Source organism: Actinomadura sp. NBRC 104412, assembly GCF_030269515.1.
GTDB lineage: Bacteria > Actinomycetota > Actinomycetes > Streptosporangiales > Streptosporangiaceae > Spirillospora.
Genome location: NZ_BSTM01000003.1, coordinates 295,032 through 314,163, shown reverse-complemented (window position 1 = coordinate 314,163; position 19,132 = coordinate 295,032). Strand labels below are relative to the sequence as shown.

Sequence of the window (19,132 nt, the reverse complement as noted above, 5' to 3'; positions counted from 1 at the left end):
GGGGGAAGGACAATCTGGGGCCCGGGATTATTTCCGCAGGTCAGGAGGCCGGAAGCGGAAGGCGGGCCCTGACCTTGAACCCGCCCTCGCAGGGGCCCGCCTCGAAGCCGCCGCCCAGCGCGGTGACCCGCTCCCGGAGCCCCACCAGGCCGTGCCCGCCGCTGGGCAGCCCGTGCCTGGGGGCGGCGCGGGGCCGGGCGTTGCGGACCTCGACCTCGACCGCCTCGGCGGTCATCGCGACCTCGATCTCCGTGTCGGCGTCCCCTGCGTGCTTGTGGACGTTGGTCAGGGCCTCCTGGACGAGGCGGTAGAGCGTGCGTCCCACGGCAGGCGGCATGGGACGTTCCTCACCCGAGACGGTGATCTCCACGGGGAGCCCGGCGGCGCTGGACCTTCCGATCAGCTCGCGTATCTCGGAGAAAGAGGGGGTGCCCTGGGTGAGGGGTTCCTCACCCTGCCGCAGGACCCCGATGACATGGCGCAGCTCCTCCAGGGCCTGCCGTCCCATGTCGCCGATGACGGCGGCGGTCTCGGCGGCGCGCTCGGGGTCGCGGGCGGCGATCGCCTTGAGTGCCCCCGCGTGGACGACCATGACGCTCACCCGGTTGGCCACCACGTCGTGCATCTCGCGGGCGATCCGGGTGCGCTCCTCCCCCCGGGCACGCTCGGCCAGCAGATGCTGCTCGCGCTCCAGCCGCTCGGTGCGCTCTTGAAGGGAACGGAGGAGCTGCTTGCGGGTGCCCATGTACAGGCCCAGCAGGACGGGCGGGGCGATGAAGGCGAACCCGGTGATGGCCCGGACGGCGAACGACTCCGTCGTCACCGTGGGCCCCGGAAAGATCAGGTACAGCAGGTATCCGGCGACCGCGAGGGCGATGACGGTCCGCCGCGAGGCCGCGTAGGCGCCCAGGGAGTAGAGCTGGATGAGGGCCGAGATGCCCCCGCCGCCCGTGGGCGGGGCGAAGATCAGGCCGAACACGGTCAATCCCACCGGGTGGCGGCGCCGCACCACCAGGGCCAGGCCCAGGATGACGCTGGCGAGCGAGACCTCCCATGGGGGCAGCCAGAAATGCTGCTCCGCGTAGAACAGCCAGACACCATCCAGCACGGCCGTCCCGAGGGCCAGTGAGACGTCCAGCGCACGGGAGCGACGCGTCGGCCACAGCGCCGACCACCAGCCCCGGATGGTCATGGAACGAGCTTATAGCGCAGGTTGTGCACATCCCGCACCGGTCATGGCAGTTCAAAGGGAGCCTTACCGAGAAAAGGCGGCGGAGTTCGCGGGAACCCCTTCCACGCAAGGGATATGGCGGTGGCCGCATGCCGCGCGGGGTGGTTACCATGACCACGCCGACATGGACGGGGATGCAGCAGACGATGACCCGCTTCGCCACCTGGGTAGGGAAGAACATCGACGCCGTCATCGCGCTGGTCCTGGCCATAGCCGTCGGCGTGCTCAGCGTGGGCTTCGACCTGCCGAACGAGAATGAGATCACCGACGGCGCGGTGCTGGCCGTGGTCGGCCTGCTCGCCACCTACCTGCTGCGGGACCGGGCCCGCCGGGCCCCCGTCGAGGTGGAGGTGCGCCAGGCGCTCCAGTCCTCCTCGACGAGCCTGGACGACCTCAGCGCGAAGTTCGACCGCCTGGACGTGTTCGAGGGCGTGGTGACCGACACCAGGCGCGCGCTGGAGGAGACCGCGGTCGTCCGGGTCATCAGCGGGGCGCAGGTGGGTCAGGTGCTGGAGGAGGCCCGGCGCGACACCGACCGGTGGTTCTTCAAGGGCGGCACCGGCACCTACATCCGGGCCAAGACGCTGCCCGAGTGCGTGTCCGCCGCCCGCCGCGACCGCCGCACCCTGTGGTTCCGCCTTGAGATCATCGATCCGACCAATGAGGCGGTGTGCGGCGACTACGCGCAGCACCGGCGTTCGGTGGCCGAGCGCCCCGACGCCACCGGGGAGACGTGGACGCTGGAGCGCACCCGCAAGGAGGCGTACGCGACGATCCTGGCGGCGTGCTGGCACAAGCAGCGGTTCGGCATGCTCGACATCGACATCGGCCTGTCGCAGACGATGACGACGCTGCGCTATGACCTCGCGGCGTCGCGCGTGGTGGTGACGCGGGACGACCCGCGCGGCGAGGCGCTGGTGATCGACAGCGGCAAGTTCTACTACGGCTGGATCAGCGCGGAGTTGCAGACCAGCCTCGACCAGGCCCGGCGGGTGCCGGTGGAGCGGGCCCGGACGGCGCCGCTGGACGACGAGCCGACCGTCGAGGAGGTGCGCAAGCTCTTCGAGGTGCTCGGGATCGATCTGGCGCCCGGCTACACCGACCGCGACATCGTCGAGATCATCCGCAAGGCGCTCCGCGCCAAGGACCCCTACGAGTAGGCCACGACCACCAGATCGACGCAGCGGACAGACGGCCATGCGCTACACCGACCTGTACGGGGAGATCACCGGGGGTACTGCGGCTGCCACCGTCCCGCGGTGGGCCTGGCGCGTGCTGGGTGACATCGCCGAGGGGCGTATGCCCATCAACGCGGTGCGCCATCCCCTGGGTTTCCTGTGTCTTCCTTTGGAACGGACAGGTGACCTAGGCGTGTGCCTGCATATCTGGTCCCCCGAGGTACAGTCGGTGGAGACGACGACCTCCGGCGTGCACTGCCATAGCTGGGAGCTGGTGAGCTTCGTGTTGTACGGCTCGGTGCGGAACGCCCGCGCCCATGTGGCCGAGACCGCGCCCTCCGGACCGGACGGTGCCACGCACCGGCTGTTCGAGGTCGTCAGCAAGGGCGAGGTGGACGAGCTCAAGGCGACCGGCCGTACCGTCCGCTACCTCCCCGGAGCCGCCTCCACCTACGGCACGGGCGACACCTACACGCTGCCGGCCGGGGTCTTCCACAGCACGTACGTCGAGGGCGGCCCCGACGCGGCCACCGTCGCGCTGGGCCGTCAGGACCCGGGCGGCGGCAACCTGTCGCTCGGCCCGCTGGACGCCCCGTCACACGAGACGCGGCGGCTGCGCTGCGGGCCGGACGAGACGGCCAGGGCGGCACTGCGCTCGGTCCGGCGCATCGAGGCCGCCCACCCGGTCCTGCCCGAACCCGCCGCCGGCCGTGTCGCCGCGAGGCCCCCGGCCGATCCCGACCCGCCCGGCACGCGCGGGCGGACCGGTCGCACCGCACCGAGTTGACCCGTTGTTGACCCGTTGTTGACCCGTTCCCGGTCGGACCGTTCCCGGTCGACCCCTTCCCGCACCGGGCCGCCCGCGGACCGGACGCCACTGGAGACGCCTCGATGAGACCGCTCACCCCCACCGCCAGGGCCGCTCCAGCGACGCCGGCCACGGCACAGGTCGACCTGGCCGCGGCCCGGCGGGTGGCGGTGGACGCCGCCGAGTCGGCCGGGGCCCTCCTGCGAGCCCGGATGCAGGGGCCGATGGAGGTGCGGCTCAAGGACGACGCCGGGGATGTGGTGACCGACCTGGACATGGCGGCGGAGTCGCTGATCGTGCGGCGGCTGCGTGCGGCCTACCCCGGGCACCGCATCATCGCCGAGGAGTCGGGTCTGCTTGAAGCGTCCGGAGAGCCCGATGGCAACGGCGCCCGGCCCCCGGTGTGGCTGGTGGATCCCTTGGACGGCACCAACAACATCGCGATCGGGATGCCCGTGTACGCGGTGGGGCTGGCGCTGTGCGCTGGTTCTGTCCCCGTCTTAGGCGTCGTCCACGATCCGGTGAGCGGGCGCACGTGGTCGGCGATCCGCGGTGAGGGCGCGCGCAGCCCGTCGGGGACGGCGTTGCTGCTCGGCGGGACGCAACGTCCAGGGCGCTTGGAGAACCCTGTCCTGGCGTGGACGCAGGGCCACCGGGTGGGGCCGGGTGACCCGGTGGCGTCACCCATGAGGTCGATGCTGGAGGCCCACAGCCGCCGCCTGCTGCAACTGTGGGCGCCGCTGGTGGCGTGGGTGATGCTGGCGCGTGGCGACATCGACGGCATCGTCGGCTACCGGCCCGAGATCGTGGACCTGCCCGCGGGCGCGCTGCTGGCCGCGGAGGCGGGCGCGGAACTGCGCGGGCTGGACGGCTCCTCGTACGAAGCGTCGATCGACCGTTCCCCGGACGAGCTCAGCTTCGTCGCGGCACGCCCCGAGCATCTGGATCGCCTGCTGGGGATCGTCCGCATGGAGGCCCCGCGCCTCAGCCTGTGAGCAGCAGGGCCGCGGTGGAGGCCGCGCATCCGAGGACGGCGAGCGCCACACCGGTGAGGACGAAGCGCCGCATCGGCACGGTCACGCCCCGGCGCCGGCACCACTCGAACCACAGGAGCGTGGCCAGCGAGCCCCAGGGGGTGATGACCGGCCCCACGTTCGTGCCGATGAGCAAGGCCAGCAACTGGTCGTGGTTGTCCGGGTGCACCACCGACTCCCCCGCCACGTAGGCGGGCAGGTTGTTCAGCACGTTGGACAGCCCCGCGCCCGAGAAGACCGCGCGGAACGCCCCGCCCGTGCCGTCGTCGACACCGACGAGCCCGCGCATCACGGTGTCCAGCCCGAACCGGCTCAGTGTCGGCACCACCAGGAACAGGCCCGTGACGAACACGAGCAACTGCCAGGGGATCAGCGCGGGCCGCAGATGCGACCGTTCCCGCACGGCGAACGCGGCCACCGCGATGACGGCCGCGATACTGGACGCGATGGCGATCTCCCAGCCGGTCTCCGCGCCCGCCAGGACGGCCCCGATGAACACCAGGCACGCGAGCGCCGTCGCGCCGAACAGCACCGGGTCATGGATGGGTGTGGGCGATGGCGGCTCGTACCGGTCGGCCCCACGCTCGCCGCGTCTCCAGTAGAAGACCCACAGCATCACCATGGTGATGGCCAGGGACGCGAGCTGCGGGGCCCACATGCGTTCGGCGAACGCGGGTGTCTCCAAGGCGACCCGGTCGGAGGCCAGGAGGTTGGTCAGGTTCGACACCGGGAGGAGCAGGCTGGCCGTGTTGGCGAGCCATACCGTGGTCATCGCCAGGGGCAGTGCGGCGATGCCCGTGCGCGCGGCCAGGGCGAGCATGACGGGGGTCAGCAGGACGGCGGTGGTGTCCAGGTTGAGGAAGACGGTGGTGAGGGACGCGAACGCCACGCACAGGAAGAACAGCGCCCCGTAGCCTCCCCGTCCGGCGCGCGCCACCCGTTCGGCGATGAGGTCGAAGACCCCTGCCTCCTTGGTGAGTTCCGCCAGTACGATGACCGAGAACAGGAAGACCAGCATCGGCGCGATCCGGCGCACGCTCGCCTCGGCGTCGTCCGCGGGCAGCAGCCCCGTCGCGACGAACCCCAGCCCGGCGGCCAGCAACCCGACGCGGACCCAGTCCAGCACGCTCAAGGCACGGGCCAGGCGGCGGAACGGCAGTGCGAGGGTCACCACGCGCCTCATGATCCCATGGCCGCGCGCCGCCCTGGGACCCGTGACGAGGCCGCGCGATACTGGCCGCATGACTCCCCCCGGTGAAGCCTTCCGACAGGATCCTCCAGCGCCGGAGCCTTTCAGGCGAGAGCCGCCGGGCCGCGAGCCCTCACGGCGGGAGCGCCCGACCGACTTCTTCATCAGCTACTCCCCCGCCGACGAGCGCTGGGCGTCCTGGATCGCCTGGCAACTGGAGGCGGCCGGGTTCCGCACGATGATGCAGGCGTGGGACTTCGTCGCCGGGACCAACTTCATCGACTTCATGGACCGCGGCCTGTCGGAGGCGAAGGTGGTGGTCGCCGTCCTGTCGCGCAACTACCTGCGTTCGCGGTACGGCCGGTGGGAGTGGATGACCGCGCTGCGCGCCGACCCGGACGACCCCGCGAACAAGCTCGTCACCGTGCGGATCGAGGACTGCCCGATCGACGGGCTGCTGTCCACCATCACCTACGTGGACCTGGTCGGCATCGAGGATGCCGATGAGGCACGCGCGCTTCTGATGGAACGGATCGAGCAGGCCCTGGCGGGTCATGCCCGTCCCCTGAACGGCCCGGGCTTCCCCGGGGCGGCCGGAGGCACCGGATCGGCACCGCCGGGCCGCGCGCCGCTCCAGGGGCGCGTCGAAGGATCCGAGCCCCGGTTGCCGGAGATCGCCGGGGAGCGCCCCGCGCGCAGGGCCCCCGTGGTGCCGCCCGCGTTCCCCGCCCGCTCCGGCAACGGCGACGACGAGCGGCCACGGGAGCGGCTGAGCATCCTGCACGTGTCGGGCCCGCGCTTCGGCCGTACGCTCGCCGAGCCGGACGAGCCGACCAGCGCCACGGACCTGCAGAACCGCATCTGGAGCGATGTCACGCTGCTCGCGGACGCGGGGGTGCCCAGGCCCGATCTGCTGGTCGTCACGGGCAACCTGACGCATTCGGGGAGCCGCAAGGAGTTCACCGAGGCCCTGTCGTTCCTGACGAGCCTGCGCGCGCTTCTCGGCCTGGAGGCGCAGCGCGTGGTGGTCGTGCCCGGCACGCACGATGTGACGCGCGCCGCGTGCCAGGCGTACTTCGCCAGTTGCGAGGCCGACGACATCGATCCGCAGCCCCCGTTCTGGCCGAAGTGGCGGCACTTCACGGGACTGTTCAAGGAGTTCTACCAGGGCTTGGACAGTCTCATCTTCGACAGCGCACAGCCGTGGACGCTGTTCCCCATGGACGACCTCAAGGTCGTGGTGGCCGGTCTCAACTCGACGATGCCGCAGACGCATCGCCCGGGGGACAGGTACGGGCAGGTCGGTCAGGCGCAGGCGGCGTGGTTCACCGAGCGGCTGCGGCACTACGAGAGCGAGGGCTGGCTGAGGCTCGCCGCCGTGGCGCACAGCCCCATCCCCTCTGAGCCCGGTGCGCTGCGCGATACCGACACCGTCAACTCCCTGCTCGCTGGCCACGTCAACCTGTTCCTCCAAGGGGCCGAGTCCGATCAGGGGATGATCCCGCTGCTGCCATCGGGTGTGCCGTCCGTTCCCGCGCTCGCCACCGGACGTCACCAGATCCTCGTGGTGAGCAGGGACGGTTTGGAACGCTGGACCCCTGAGGACGCGGCGCGGCGCGGCCCGGAACGGCTCGACCGGTCCTGGACGATGGTGAGTGGCACGTTCCCGCCCCCGCCCGACGAGCCCCGCCCCGTCCCGCCGCTGGTGCCCCTACGCGAAGGCGGGGAGGAGCCCCCGGAACCCACTCCCGACCCGACGGGCCGCCTTCTCGACCGCATCACCGAGGCGTGCGAGACGAGGTTCGAGAACCCGAAGATCCGCCGTATCGAGGCCGACCCGCCGCACCTGCTGCTCTCGCATATGGAGGACGGGTTCGTCCGCCAGTACCGCATCGGCGCCCACGTCGGGCAGGTCACCGAGGCCGATGTGGACGCCTTCGTACGGCACGTCCACGCGGACGGGGACGACTTCGGATCGGAACTGGTCTTCCTAGGGCCGGCACCGCCCCGCTCCCTGCGCGAGGACGCGATGCGGCGCGGCATACGGCTGCGCAGCCTGACCGAGTTCCAGGGGTTGCTGGACCTGTCGGAGTACGTCGCGGGCCAGACCGCGCGGCTCAACGCGGGGGGCCTGTACCCACCGTCCCTCTACGTTCCGCAGCGGTTCCGGCAGCTCGACAGCCTCCGCACGCCACGCGCCGGCGGCGGGCAGGCGTCGTCCGAAGCGGGCGACCAGGAGGTGCAGGAGGACGTCGTCGGGGAGATGCTGCGGCTGCTGGCCGCCGACCATGGGCGTTTCCTGCTCCTGCTGGGCGACTTCGGCCGCGGCAAGACGTTCGCGCTGCGCGAGCTGGCCCGCCGCATCCCCGCCGAGCTGCCGCACGTCATCCCGATCCTCATCGAGCTGCGCGCGCTCGACAAGGCGCACTCGGTGGACGGCCTGGTGGCGGCGCACCTGGCCAACCACGGCGAGGAGCTGATCGACCTCAAGGCGTTCCACTACATGCTGCGCCAGGGCCGCATCGTGCTGCTGTTCGACGGGTTCGACGAGCTGGTCACCAGGGTCACCTACGACCAGGCCGCCGACCACCTGGACACGCTGCTACAGGCGGCCCAGGACAAGGCGAAGATCGTGGTGGCCAGCCGCACCCAGCACTTCAAGTCCCAGGCGCAGGTGCTGACCGCGATGGGCGAGAAGGTGGGCGTGCTGCCGCACCGGCGCGTGCTGGGCCTGGAGGACTTCAACCCGGCGCAGGTGCGCTCGTACCTGGTGGGCCGGTACGGCAGCGAGGAGGCCGCCGACACGCGGCTGCGCGCCCTGCACAGCATCGGGGAGCTGCTCGGCCTGACCAGCAACCCGCGGATGCTCAGCTTCATCGCCGACCTGCCCGAGGAACGGCTGCGCGCCGTCGCCCAAGCGCGCGCGACCGTCAGCCCGGCCGACCTGTACCGCGAGATCCTGACGTCCTGGCTCACCTACGAGGCGGAGCGCGTCCGCCAGTCGGGCGGGCCCTCCGGGCTGACCGTCGAGGACATGTGGACGGCGGTCGGCACGCTCGCGCTGCGGCTGTGGGAGGGCAACGAGGAGTTCCTGCAACTGTCCGAGCTCGCCGACGTCGCCGGGACGCTCAGCGACCTGGCCGAGGGACGGCTGTCGTCCGAGCAGGTGACGCACGCGGTGGGCGCGGGGAGCCTGCTGGTGCGCACCGCCGAGGGCATGTTCGGGTTCATCCACGGGTCGGTCATGGAGTGGCTCGTGGCGCGGCACATCGCCATGGAGTTCGAGGGCGGCGGCACACCGGCGGCACTGTCGCGCAGGGCGCTGTCGCAACTCACCGTGGACTTCCTGTGCGACCTGGCCGACACCCGTGCCTGCCAGGACTGGGTGGCGGGCGTGCTGGCCGATCCGGGCGCGGCCGACGCCGCCCGCGCCAACGCCATCAAGATCACCACCAGGCTGCGCACGCCGGCCCGCACCGACCTGCGCGGCGCCCGCCTCCAGGGCGAGGACCTGTCCTACCGCGACCTCCAGGAGGTCGACCTCACCGGCGCCGACCTCACCGACGCGCATCTGGTGGGGGCCAACCTGTCACGCGCCGTCCTGCGCGACGCGTCCCTGGCGGGGGCGCGGCTGGACGAGGCGCGGCTGACCGGCGCGGACCTGCGCGGCGCCGACCTGTCCCGAGCCCGGCTCGCCCGCGCCGACCTGCGCGACGCCATGGTGGACGGCGGCCGCTGGACCCGTGCCGCGCTCATCGCCGCCGCGCTCCCCGACCGCATCGCACGCTCCCCCGAGCTACGCGAGGCCGCGATCGCCCCGGGACGGCCCGTGGGCATCGAGATGGCCCCCGCGGCGGTCGGGGTCCCGTACGGGTTCCATTTCCAGACCAGCAGGCTGCCGCAGCCGCTCGCCTACAGCCCCGGCGGTTCCGTGGTCGCGGTGGGCGGCGAGGACGGAGGCGTCCTCATCTGCGACGCAGTCACCGGCACTCCCCTGCGCACCCTCCAAGGGCACCGGGGCCGCGCCTACGCGGTGGCGTTCGACTCCCAGGGAAGCCTGCTCGTCACGGGCGCCGCCGATGGCACCGTCCGCGTGTGGGACCTCGCCACGGGACACACCGCGCACACGCACACCGTCCACCCCGAAGGGGTCTGGCCCGTCGTCGTCGGCCCCGGACCCGATCCCCTCATCGCGGCAGGGGCCGCGGACGGCACGATCCGCCTCTGGGACGCCGCGACAGGGGATCTGCGGCACGAGCTGTCAGGGCACACCTCCCCCGTTTACACGGCGGTCTTCGACCCCAACGGGTCTTTGATGGTGACAGGTGACGCGGGAGGGACCCTGCGCGTGTGGGACCTGACCACCGGTGCCCTCCGCCGGACTCTCACCGGCCACAGGGGCGCGGTGTTCCGCGCGGTGTTCCACCCGGACGGGGCGCTGCTGGCCGCGGGCGACGAGACGGGCACCGTGCGGCTCTGGGACATCCACACGGGCGAGATACGGGAAGAGCTGCTCGGCCACACCGGCCGTGTCTACGCCATCGCGTTCCACCCCGGCGGCGAGCTGATGGTGACCGGCGACACCGACGGCTCGGTCCGCCTCTGGGATAGCGCCCGCCAGAAGCTGACGCTGTCCGGCCACGGCGGCGCCATCTACCAGGCGGCGTTCAGTCCCGACGGCGGGCGCCTCGCCACCGCCGACAGCGCCGGGTCCGTCCGCCTCTGGGATGCCGCGACCGGGCGGCAGCGGCTGGAACTGTCCGGGCACCGGGGGGCGGTGTGGCCGTTCGCGTTCCGCCCGGACGGCGCGCAGCTCGCCACCAGCAGCAACGACGGCACCGCCCGGCTGTGGGACACCGAGACCGGCCAGTGCCGCTTCGTCCTGCGCGGCCACGGCAGGCGCACCACCGGCGTCGCGTTCAGCCCCGAGGGCGGCCTCCTGGCCACCAGCGGCAACGACGGCCTGGTCCGCCTGTGGGAGCCGCGCACCGGCCGCCTCGTGCGCGTGCTGCGCGGTATCGCCGACAACCTCACCTTCGCCACGTTCAGCCCCGCGGGGACGCGGCTGGCCACCGCCACCAACGACGGCGGCGTCCACCTGTGGCAGGCCGGGACGGGCACGTTCGAGCGCGAGCTGAACGTCGAGACCGACCACGTGTGGGCGCAGGCGTTCAACCCCGGCGGTGAGGTCCTGGCCACCGCCAACGACGACGACAGCGTCCGCCTCTGGTACTGGACGACCGGGCGCGAGATCGTCAACCTCGCCGACCACAGGGGCCGCGTCCGCTCCATCGACTTCAGCCCCGACGGAACGCGGGTCGCCACCGGATGCGACGACGGGCTGGTGCGCATCTGGGACGCCCGCGCAGGCACCCTGCTGTCGGAGCTGCACGGCCACACCGACCGCGTCTACCGCGTACGCCACCACCCCTCCGGCCGGACCCTGGCCAGCGCCGGGCACGACGGCACGGCGCGGCTGTGGGACGCGCGCACAGGCGAGCCGCAGCGGATCCTGACCCGCCACGCCGGGCGGCTGTGGACGTGTGCGTTCAGCCCGGACGGCGCGCTGCTGGCCACGGCGGGCGACGACCTGGTCATCCACCTATGGAACGCGCACACCGGGCACCACCTGCACACCCTCACCGGCCACACCCGCCGCGTCTGGGCGGTGGAGTTCAGCCCGGACGGGACGCTTCTCGCAGGGGCGGGCGACGACGGCGCGGTCATACTGTGGAACGTCCCCGACCCCACGGGACGGGACGCCCCGTCCCCCCGCGTCACCCTCCTCGGCCTTTCCGAGGGATGGGCCGCCCTCTCCCCCGAGGGCCGCTACAAGCGGGAGGGCAACACGGCGGGCGAGTTCTGGTATGCGATAGGCATGTGCCGCTTCGAGCCAGGCGAACTGGACGCCTACCTCCCCGAGGTACGCCAGATCCCCATGGAGGCCGACTTCTGACAAGCCCCGCCTAAGAGTCCCCCAAGAGGCCCTCAGAAGGCGCAGTGGGCGATGGTGGCGTCGTCGTGGGGTTTGCCCCTCGGCCAGCGGGCGCCGCTCGGGTCGCTGCGTTCGGCCTCGCGGGTGCGGGCGATCAGCTCGGCCGGGCCCTGCTCGCAAATGGTGCCGGCCAGCCCGTGCCAGTCGGCGAGGCCGAACCGGTCGGCCAGGCGGGTGGCGCCGTCGGTGAGGAGGTAGGCGTGGCGCAGGCCGGCCAGCGGCACGGTGCCGGTGATCGCGTGCCGGGCGACGGCGGGGTCGGCGGCGGCGTAGTGCCGGCCCCCGGTGATCTCCCGGAGCCCGTCCGGGCCGTCCAGCAGCAGGGTCGAGTCGGCCAGCACGAGGTAGTCCACGAGATCGCCGCGGACGCGCAGCGCCAGCACGGTCGCGGCGGGCGTCGTCGGGCGGCGCAGGTCGCAGGTCGACCGGTGGGACGCCGCCACATCGGCGATGGCGCCCGCCAGGCGGCCCACCAGAGGGCGCTGATCCGGCCTGTACGTCCCTTCCGGGGGCCCGACCGGGGGCGAGGACGGGCGGGCCCCTCCGAGGCCGTCCACGAGCCGTGAGAGCAGCCTCATGCCGAGCGAGCGGGCATACCAGGCCGTGCCGTGGACGCAGCCGAGATCGGTGCCCAGCGGCAGCCCGCAGCCGTCCAGGACGACGACGGCGCCCGGTGCGGACGCGACGAAGTCCTCGTTGCCACGCTCGGGACTGCCCTCGTCGGTCGCCCACGTCACCCGCATCGCGTCCCCTTCACCCGGCCGAGCCCGCACGCCGGGTCAGATCCTCCCAGAGGGCGTCCACCTGGGCCTTGAGATCGTCCAGGGAGCCCGAATTGTCGATCACGTGGGTGGCGACGGCGCGGCGCTCCTCGCGGGACGCCTGGGCGGCGATCCGCGCCCTGGCGTCCTCCTCGCTCATGCCGCGCCGGGACGTCAGCCGGTCGAGCTGCACCTCCACGGGGGCGTCCACCACCACGACCACGTCGTAGTCGTCCGCCAGCCCGTTCTCCACCAGCAGCGGCACGTCGTACACCACGATCGCGTCGTGCGGCGCCGCGTCCACCAGGTCCCGCATCCGCTCGCCCACCAGCGGGTGCACGATGGCGTTCAGCGCCGCCAGCCGGTCCCGGTCGGAGAAGACGATCGAGCCGAGCCTCTCCCGGTCCAGCGTGCCGTCAGGCCGCAGGACCTCCTCGCCGAACTCGGCGACGACCGCCTCCAGACCGGGCGTGCCCGGCTCCACCACCTCGCGCGCGATCACGTCCGCGTCGACGACCAGCGCGCCGCGCTCGCGCAGCAGCGACGACACCTCGCTCTTGCCCGCCCCGATGCCGCCGGTCAGTCCCACTCTCAGCACGGCACCACTGTAGGGCGCGGCGTTCACGGCGCGGCGTTCACGGCGTGGCGTTCACTGCGTGGCGTTCACTGCGCGGCGGCGGGGACGAGCGCCTTGCGCATGTGCACAAGGGTGAGGTGGGCGGCGACCCGCTCACGGTGCGTCTCGCCGTAGCCGAGCCGCCGGTAGAGACGCAGGTTGCCTTCGCTCAGATGGCCCGTGAACAGCACGCAGGCGTCCGCGCGGTCCGCCGCCTCCCGTTCCAGCGCCTCCATTAACCGGCGCCCGATACCGCGGCCCTGCATGTCCGGCGCCACCACGAGCCGTCCCACCAGGCACGTGCGGTCGCTGAACTGGGCGCGCACCGCCCCCACCAGGCGGCCGTCCACCACCGCCTTGAGCACCACCGCGTCGTCCCCGCCGAGCAGCTTGCGCACCTGCTCCAGCGACTCCACCAGCGGCGGGATGAACGGGTCGCCGTAAAGCTGCGCCTCGGAGACGTAGGCCGCTCGCTGCACGGTCAGGATCTCCCCCGCGTCGTCCAGCACGGCGCGCTCGATGACGGCGCCCCGCCCCTCCGGCTCACTCATGCCCATCCCTCCTGGGAGATCCCCAGACCCCGGCCGCGGAGCCGCCCGATCGCCTCCTTGACGTCGAACGCCGCGTCAGGGGCCGATCGAGACGGTCACCGCGACCGGATAGTGGTCGGACGCCGCCGAGCGCGGCACGTCGTAGTCGGAGAGCAGCAGGTCGTCGGTGCCGAAGATCCAGTCGACCCGGCGGCCGTCGGCCGTGGTCGGCGACGGGTCGCCGCTGGGCGCGGCGCTGCGCAGCTCCGTGCCGTCCAGCATCCGGGTGATCTCGGCGCTGCCCGGCGCGGCGTTGAGGTCGCCGCCGATGACCGTGCGGGGCGCGCCGCCCCAGGCCCGTACCAGCGCCGCGATCTCCCGGGTCCGCTCCTCCGCCTGGTCGGCGCCGCCCTCCAGGTGCGTCGACCACACGGTCAGGGACCGGTCCCCGACCCGCAGCCGTCCCCACACGTACCCGCGGATCTGGGACCAGTCACCCCTGGGCATCCGCCCGATGCCCGAGTCCTCCACCGGCAGCGAGGTGAGGATCGCGTTGCCGAACTGCCCGTCCGCGGCCGGGCCCCACAGGAGCGTCATGCCGAGCCGCCGCGACAGCCACACGCCCACGTCGGTCGTCCCCGACAGCAGGGACCCGCGGCCCGCTTCCTGGAGCAGCACCACGTGCGCCCGCTGCGCCTCGATGTTGCGGGCGATGCTCTCCGGGTCGAGCCGCCCCTTCTGGTTGACGGCGTCGTGGATGTTGTAGGTGAGCAACCGCACACGGCCGTCCGCCGGTGCGGCCTGCGCCGTCCCGTCCGGCCCGGCCACGGTGAAGGCCAGCGTGCCGAGCAGCAGGACGAGCGCGGCGGCGCCCGCGGTGAGCGCCCGCAGCGGCGCGCGGGCCGGCAGCGGCCCGCCGCGGGCCGCGGCGATCGCCGCCAGCGCGCCCAGCAGGAGCCCCGCCAGGCCGGGCAGTGCATTGTTCGGGAACGGCAGCGGCTCCAGCGCGCTGACCTGGTACGACACCAGGATCAGGCCGATCAGCAGGCCACCGGTCGCGGCGCCCACGTCGACCCTCCACACCGGGCCGCCCGTCCCCGCGCGGCGCAGCGGGGCCCGGCACGCCACCGCCAGCAGCCATGCCGACAGCACATGCCCGATCACCACGACCGGGACCACCTCGACACCCGCGATGGAGTAGGTCCCCGAGACCGCGGCGGCGCCGAGGCCGAGCAGCGTCCCGCCGAGGACGCAGACGCCGCCGGGCACGGCGCGCACGGCCAGTCCCGAGGCCAGGAACGCCAGCGCCAGGCCCTGCCCCACCACGATCACGATGTGCGCGGCGGTCAGCGACCGCCAGCTCGCCGACGCCACGAACCCCGGGCTGGACAGCACCAGCACCTGCAACGCCAGGAACGGCCCGAACGCCACGGCCCCGAAGGCGTCCCGCCAGGAGACGCCTGGGGGCTCGACCGGACCCGAGGCCAGCTCCCTGTACAGCGCGGCGGCGCCCAGGCCCACGAACAGCAGGCACGCCAGCCACGGGCCCACGCCCGAGCGCCACGACGCGTCCCATGTCGCGAACGCCATCCGCATCGCGGTGTCGGCCGACAGTCCCGCCACCGTGGCGGTCGCGAAGCCCACGCCGGACAGGCCGCGCGCGCCCTCGTACAGCGCGGCCACGGCGATCATGCCGATGGCGGTGCCCGCGAACGCCAGCCAGGTCTGCGGGGTCAGCGCCTGCGCGAGCAGCCGCACCACCAGCAGCCCGCCGACCCCGGCCAGCAGCAGCCCGCGCGGCCCCGCCACGCTCCTGATCAGCGGGGCCGCCAGCCCGGCCAGGTACACCGCCAGGAGCACCACGCCCGCGACCGCGGTCCCGGCCGTGTCGGCGAAATGGTCGTACTGGGGCAGCGCGAACCGTAGCGTCTGCGCGAGCACCGCCGCCGTGACCGCGATCAGCGCCAGCCGCGCCGGCCCCTGCGGGACGATCGGCGCGCCTGCCGGCTGGACGGGTTCACCGGGCCTGGTACCGAGCTGTGTGGTGGCCAATTGAACGTTTGCTCCCGGGGACGATCGGGCGGAGGGGCGGTACCGCGATGGCGCTGTACCGCTGTGTAGCGGTACAGCGGTGTCGCGGTACTACGGCGGCACGAAGGGCGGGCACCGCGATCCGCGCGATACCTGGCCGTCGCGCGCGAGAATAGCGCAGCGGCGGCCTCCAGACCCCGGGCTCCGCGCCCGTGTTCGCGCGGTCACGCGCGCCCGCGCCGGCCGTGTCCCCAAGCCGCCGAAGCCACCCGAGACCTCGTGGAAACGGTGCATGACCGCCCGGGAACGGCGGGTAACCGTCCAGGATCCTGCGAACCATGGGCGGCGTCCCGCCCGTACCACTGGACGAGCCGCCTCCGCCTCGCGGGTCGCGTGGGGGTGCGTCGCGGGCGGGACGGTTCGGGGATGGGATCGGCGCACGCCCGGGTAGGGGCCTGCGCCGGTCGCCCTCCGTCTCCGCACGCGGCAGCGGGACACAAGGAGCACCTGACACCAGGAGCACCTAAGGAACACCCAAGGAGCACGGAGGAGCGAACGAGTCATGGCCGGGACGGGCCCGGGGTGGGACCGGTCCCGGCCGTGCTCGGCCGACGGCGCCCCGGCCCCCTGGGAGGGGGGCGGGACGCTGGCCGGATGATGTTACTGGCCGCCGGAGAGCTTCTCGCGGAGCGCCGCCAGCGCCTCGTCGGTCGCAAGGGCCCCGGAGGAGGTGTCCTCGCGCTCGGCGCCGCCGGAGTAGGAGGTCTCGCCACCGCCGGACGGGGCGCCGCCCTCGGCCTCCGCCTCGGCCCTGCGGGCCTCCTCGATCTGCCTGCGGTGTGCGTCGAACCGGGCCCTGGCCTCGGCGTACTGCCGCTCCCAGGTCTCGCGCTGCTGGTCGTAGCCGGGCAGCCACTCGCCGGTCTCGGAGTCGAAGCCCTCGGGGTACTTGTAGTTCCCCTGCTCGTCGTACTCGGCCGGCATGCCGTACAGCGTCGGGTCGAAGTCCTCTTCCTCGATGCCGGCGGCGCTCTCGTTGGCCTGCTTGAGCGACAGGCTGATGCGGCGCCGGTCGAGGTCGATGTCGATGATCTTCACGAAGATCTCGTCGCCGACCTGGACGACCTGCTCGGGGATCTCCACATGGCGCTCGGCCAGCTCGGAGATGTGCACCAGGCCCTCGATGCCCTCCTCGACCCGGACGAACGCGCCGAACGGCACCAGCTTGGTGACGCGGCCCGGCACGACCTGGCCGATCTGGTGGGTGCGGGCGAACTGCTGCCAGGGGTCCTCCTGCGTCGCCTTCAGCGACAGCGAGACCCGCTCGCGCTCCATGTCGACGTCGAGGACCTCGACGGTGACCTCCTGGCCCACCTCGACCACCTCGGACGGGTGGTCGATGTGCTTCCAGGACAGCTCGGAGACGTGCACCAGGCCGTCCACCCCGCCGAGGTCGACGAACGCGCCGAAGTTGACGATCGAGCTGACGACGCCCTTGCGGACCTGGCCCTTCTGCAGGGTGTTGAGGAAGGTCTGGCGGACCTCGCTCTGCGTCTGCTCCAGCCAGGCGCGGCGGGACAGCACCACGTTGTTGCGGTTCTTGTCCAGCTCGATGATCTTGGCCTCGAGCTCGCGGCCCACGTACGGCTGGAGGTCGCGCACCCGCCGCATCTCCACCAGGGAGGCGGGAAGGAAGCCGCGCAGGCCGATGTCGAGGATCAGGCCGCCCTTGACGACCTCGATGACCGTCCCGGTGACGATGCCGTCCTCGTCCTTGATCTTCTCGATCGTGCCCCAGGCGCGCTCGTACTGCGCGCGCTTCTTGGACAGGATCAGCCGGCCCTCCTTGTCCTCCTTCTGGAGGACCAGGGCCTCGACATGGTCGCCGACGGTGACGACCTCGTTGGGGTCGACATCGTGCTTGATGGACAGCTCGCGCGAGGGGATGACGCCCTCGGTCTTGTAGCCGATGTCGAGGAGGACCTCGTCACGATCGACCTTGACGACAGTGCCCTCGACAATGTCGCCGTCGTTGAAGTACTTGATGGTCTCATCGATCGCGGCGAGGAAGGCTTCCTCGGACCCGATGTCGTTGACCGCTACCTGCGGGGTGGTCGAGGTTGCCTCGGTGCTGCTCGTCATGTGTCGGCTGGCTCCGGATACGGACATGCGTAGTTGCGCGTAGTGCGCGGAGGGCCCTTTTCCGCCCTGCCGATGACCGGAGATGGGACGTGGCCATGAGCCACGTCAGGGAAACCGATGTCGACCTGACCGAGCGCGAGCCTGCTCTGTCCGAAGCACGCGCAAGCCCACAGCGCAGCGATCAGCATATGGGACGGAAACCGCGTGGTCAATCGGCGCGGTCCACGCCACCCCCGGCACAGTGGACCGGCCCCCGCGGCGCGGGGTTCTCACGGACGGGCCCCGGGGCGGAACGGAGGCGGGACAGTGCCGAGTCAGGGAAGAGTCAGGGAACAGGTGGGAGCTCAGTACACCCGGCCACGCCCTCGCAGTTCCTTGGCCAGCCGGTCCTCGTCGGCCCGCGGGAACGTGATCGTGTTGGGGTCGCCGTCAGAGGTGTACCGCTCCCCCGGGTTCCTGTCCAGCTCATCCAGCCAGGCGGCGGAGCAGTACCGGGCGCAGTCGTTCTTGTCGATCTTGCCTTCGGACTGGACGCGGGTGATCGCCAGCGGGTCGAAGTCCTTGTCGAACGGGGACTCCGACGGCTTCCAGCCGGCCAGGAACACGCCCTTGAACGCGTACGCGCCGTCCTTCTCCGCCGCCCACGACCGCTTGTCCGGCTCGGCGCCGAACGGGTAGGCCAGCGTGGTGGTGTGCCTGCCGGTGAGCCGGACGATCCTGGCCTCGATGTCGCCGATCTCCTTCTGTACGTCCTTCTTGGACAGTTGCGAGAGGTTCCGGTGGTTCAGGGTGTGGTTGCCCAGCTCGAACCCGTTGCGCAGGAGCCATGCCAGCCCGGCCTTCTCCTGCCCGTTCATCCGGAACAGGTCCTTGGTCAGGTAAAACGTGGCGGTGGGCCGGAACCCCGGGTACTGCCGCGCCACCTCCTGGATGATCGCCACCGCCGTGCCCGCCTTGGGACGGCCCTGGGCGTCCAGGGAGAACTGCTCGGGCATGCTGTCGTCGAAGGTCAGCACGACCGGATGCCGCCCGGCCGGCACGTCGATCCACCCGGCGGCGAACTCGCCCGCCGTGATCGGCACGTAGCCGCTCTTCGCGAGCCGCACCAGCTCGGCCCGGAAGTCCTCCGCCGACCGGTCCAGGTCGCGCTCCGGCTTCGGGACGATCCGGTGATACATGATCACCGGGACCTGCCCCAGCTCGTCGGCCTTCGCGGCGGCGGCCGCGGGCGTGGCGGGGCCCACGGTCCCGGCGGGCGAAGGCGTCGCCTTCCGTGGTGCCGACCGTGTCGGCGGGGGACTCCGGTGCCCGACGCCGCTGGCCTGCGCCACCGGCTCCTTCGCCTGGGTGGCGGCACGGGACCCGTCCCGCTCGCCGGGCAGCCAGAGCCCGGCGACCACGGCGGCGACGATCACGACAGCGGCGATCTTGTGGAGGAGTGGCACGCGTCTCCCTCGATCGGATTCCCGGCGCCCCCGGCGCCCGCACAATGATCTCTCACCGGCCGCTCTCGCGCCCCGCAAACCACATCGCGACCGGCAATGAATCCGGCCACTCAGGCGCGACAGGCCCCGACGGCGAACTCCCGTCCCAACGCGCACACAGGCCACCAGGACA

Annotated in this window: 12 protein-coding genes; 4 read left to right on the top strand and 8 right to left on the bottom strand. The window is 72.4% G+C overall.

What is annotated here, in order from left to right; all coding sequences use genetic code 11:
- Positions 1-40: 40 nt before the first annotated feature.
- Positions 41-1,192, bottom strand: a complete 1,152-nt coding sequence (locus QSK21_RS05855) for a sensor histidine kinase (RefSeq protein ID WP_285694194.1) — start codon at positions 1,190-1,192, stop codon at positions 41-43.
- A 149-nt stretch (positions 1,193-1,341) separates the two neighbouring features.
- On the opposite strand from QSK21_RS05855, the gene QSK21_RS05850 reads away from it, so the two are divergent.
- The 3 genes from QSK21_RS05850 (at position 1,342) to QSK21_RS05840 (ending at position 4,212) form a co-directional block, all read left to right on the top strand.
- Entirely contained in the window at positions 1,342-2,391 is a 1,050-nt protein-coding gene (locus QSK21_RS05850) for a hypothetical protein (RefSeq protein ID WP_285694193.1), read from the top strand.
- A 247-nt stretch (positions 2,392-2,638) separates the two neighbouring features.
- Positions 2,639-3,196 (top strand): hypothetical protein, encoded by a 558-nt coding sequence (locus QSK21_RS05845; RefSeq protein WP_285694191.1) that lies wholly within the window; start codon positions 2,639-2,641, stop codon positions 3,194-3,196.
- Between the two features lie 104 nt (positions 3,197-3,300).
- Positions 3,301-4,212, top strand: coding sequence for an inositol monophosphatase family protein (locus QSK21_RS05840; RefSeq protein WP_285694190.1), 912 nt, complete (start codon positions 3,301-3,303; stop codon positions 4,210-4,212).
- Here QSK21_RS05840 and QSK21_RS05835 read toward each other — a convergent pair.
- Entirely contained in the window at positions 4,202-5,434 is a 1,233-nt protein-coding gene (locus tag QSK21_RS05835) for an ArsB/NhaD family transporter (protein ID WP_502871513.1), read from the bottom strand. The genes QSK21_RS05840 and QSK21_RS05835 overlap by 11 nt on opposite strands.
- A 58-nt stretch (positions 5,435-5,492) precedes the next feature.
- On the opposite strand from QSK21_RS05835, the gene QSK21_RS05830 reads away from it, so the two are divergent.
- Complete coding sequence (locus QSK21_RS05830) at positions 5,493-11,396, top strand: WD40 domain-containing protein (RefSeq protein ID WP_285694188.1); 5,904 nt, start codon at positions 5,493-5,495, stop codon at positions 11,394-11,396.
- A gap of 32 nt (positions 11,397-11,428) precedes the next feature.
- Here the strand turns inward: QSK21_RS05830 and QSK21_RS05825 are convergent, their stop codons facing one another.
- The 6 genes from QSK21_RS05825 to QSK21_RS05800 all read right to left on the bottom strand — a co-directional run bounded on the left by QSK21_RS05825 (position 11,429) and on the right by QSK21_RS05800 (position 18,960).
- On the bottom strand, positions 11,429-12,178 hold the full coding sequence (locus tag QSK21_RS05825) for an integrase (protein WP_285694187.1): 750 nt from the start codon (positions 12,176-12,178) through the stop codon (positions 11,429-11,431).
- A 10-nt stretch (positions 12,179-12,188) separates the two neighbouring features.
- The gene (coaE, locus tag QSK21_RS05820; RefSeq protein WP_285694186.1) at positions 12,189-12,794 is read right to left on the bottom strand and encodes a dephospho-CoA kinase; all 606 of its coding nucleotides are present in this window, start codon (positions 12,792-12,794) and stop codon (positions 12,189-12,191) included.
- Positions 12,795-12,859: 65 nt separating this feature from the next.
- A complete protein-coding gene (locus QSK21_RS05815; protein ID WP_285694185.1) occupies positions 12,860-13,369 on the bottom strand; it encodes a GNAT family N-acetyltransferase in 510 nt (169 codons plus the stop codon).
- A 69-nt stretch (positions 13,370-13,438) separates the two neighbouring features.
- Positions 13,439-15,394, bottom strand: coding sequence for an endonuclease/exonuclease/phosphatase family protein (locus QSK21_RS05810; RefSeq protein WP_285694184.1), 1,956 nt, complete (start codon positions 15,392-15,394; stop codon positions 13,439-13,441).
- A gap of 639 nt (positions 15,395-16,033) precedes the next feature.
- Positions 16,034-17,515, bottom strand: a complete 1,482-nt coding sequence (gene rpsA / locus QSK21_RS05805) for a 30S ribosomal protein S1 (RefSeq protein ID WP_285694183.1) — start codon at positions 17,513-17,515, stop codon at positions 16,034-16,036.
- A gap of 344 nt (positions 17,516-17,859) precedes the next feature.
- Positions 17,860-18,960 (bottom strand): polysaccharide deacetylase family protein, encoded by a 1,101-nt coding sequence (locus QSK21_RS05800; RefSeq protein WP_285694181.1) that lies wholly within the window; start codon positions 18,958-18,960, stop codon positions 17,860-17,862.
- Positions 18,961-19,132 lie beyond the last annotated feature (172 nt).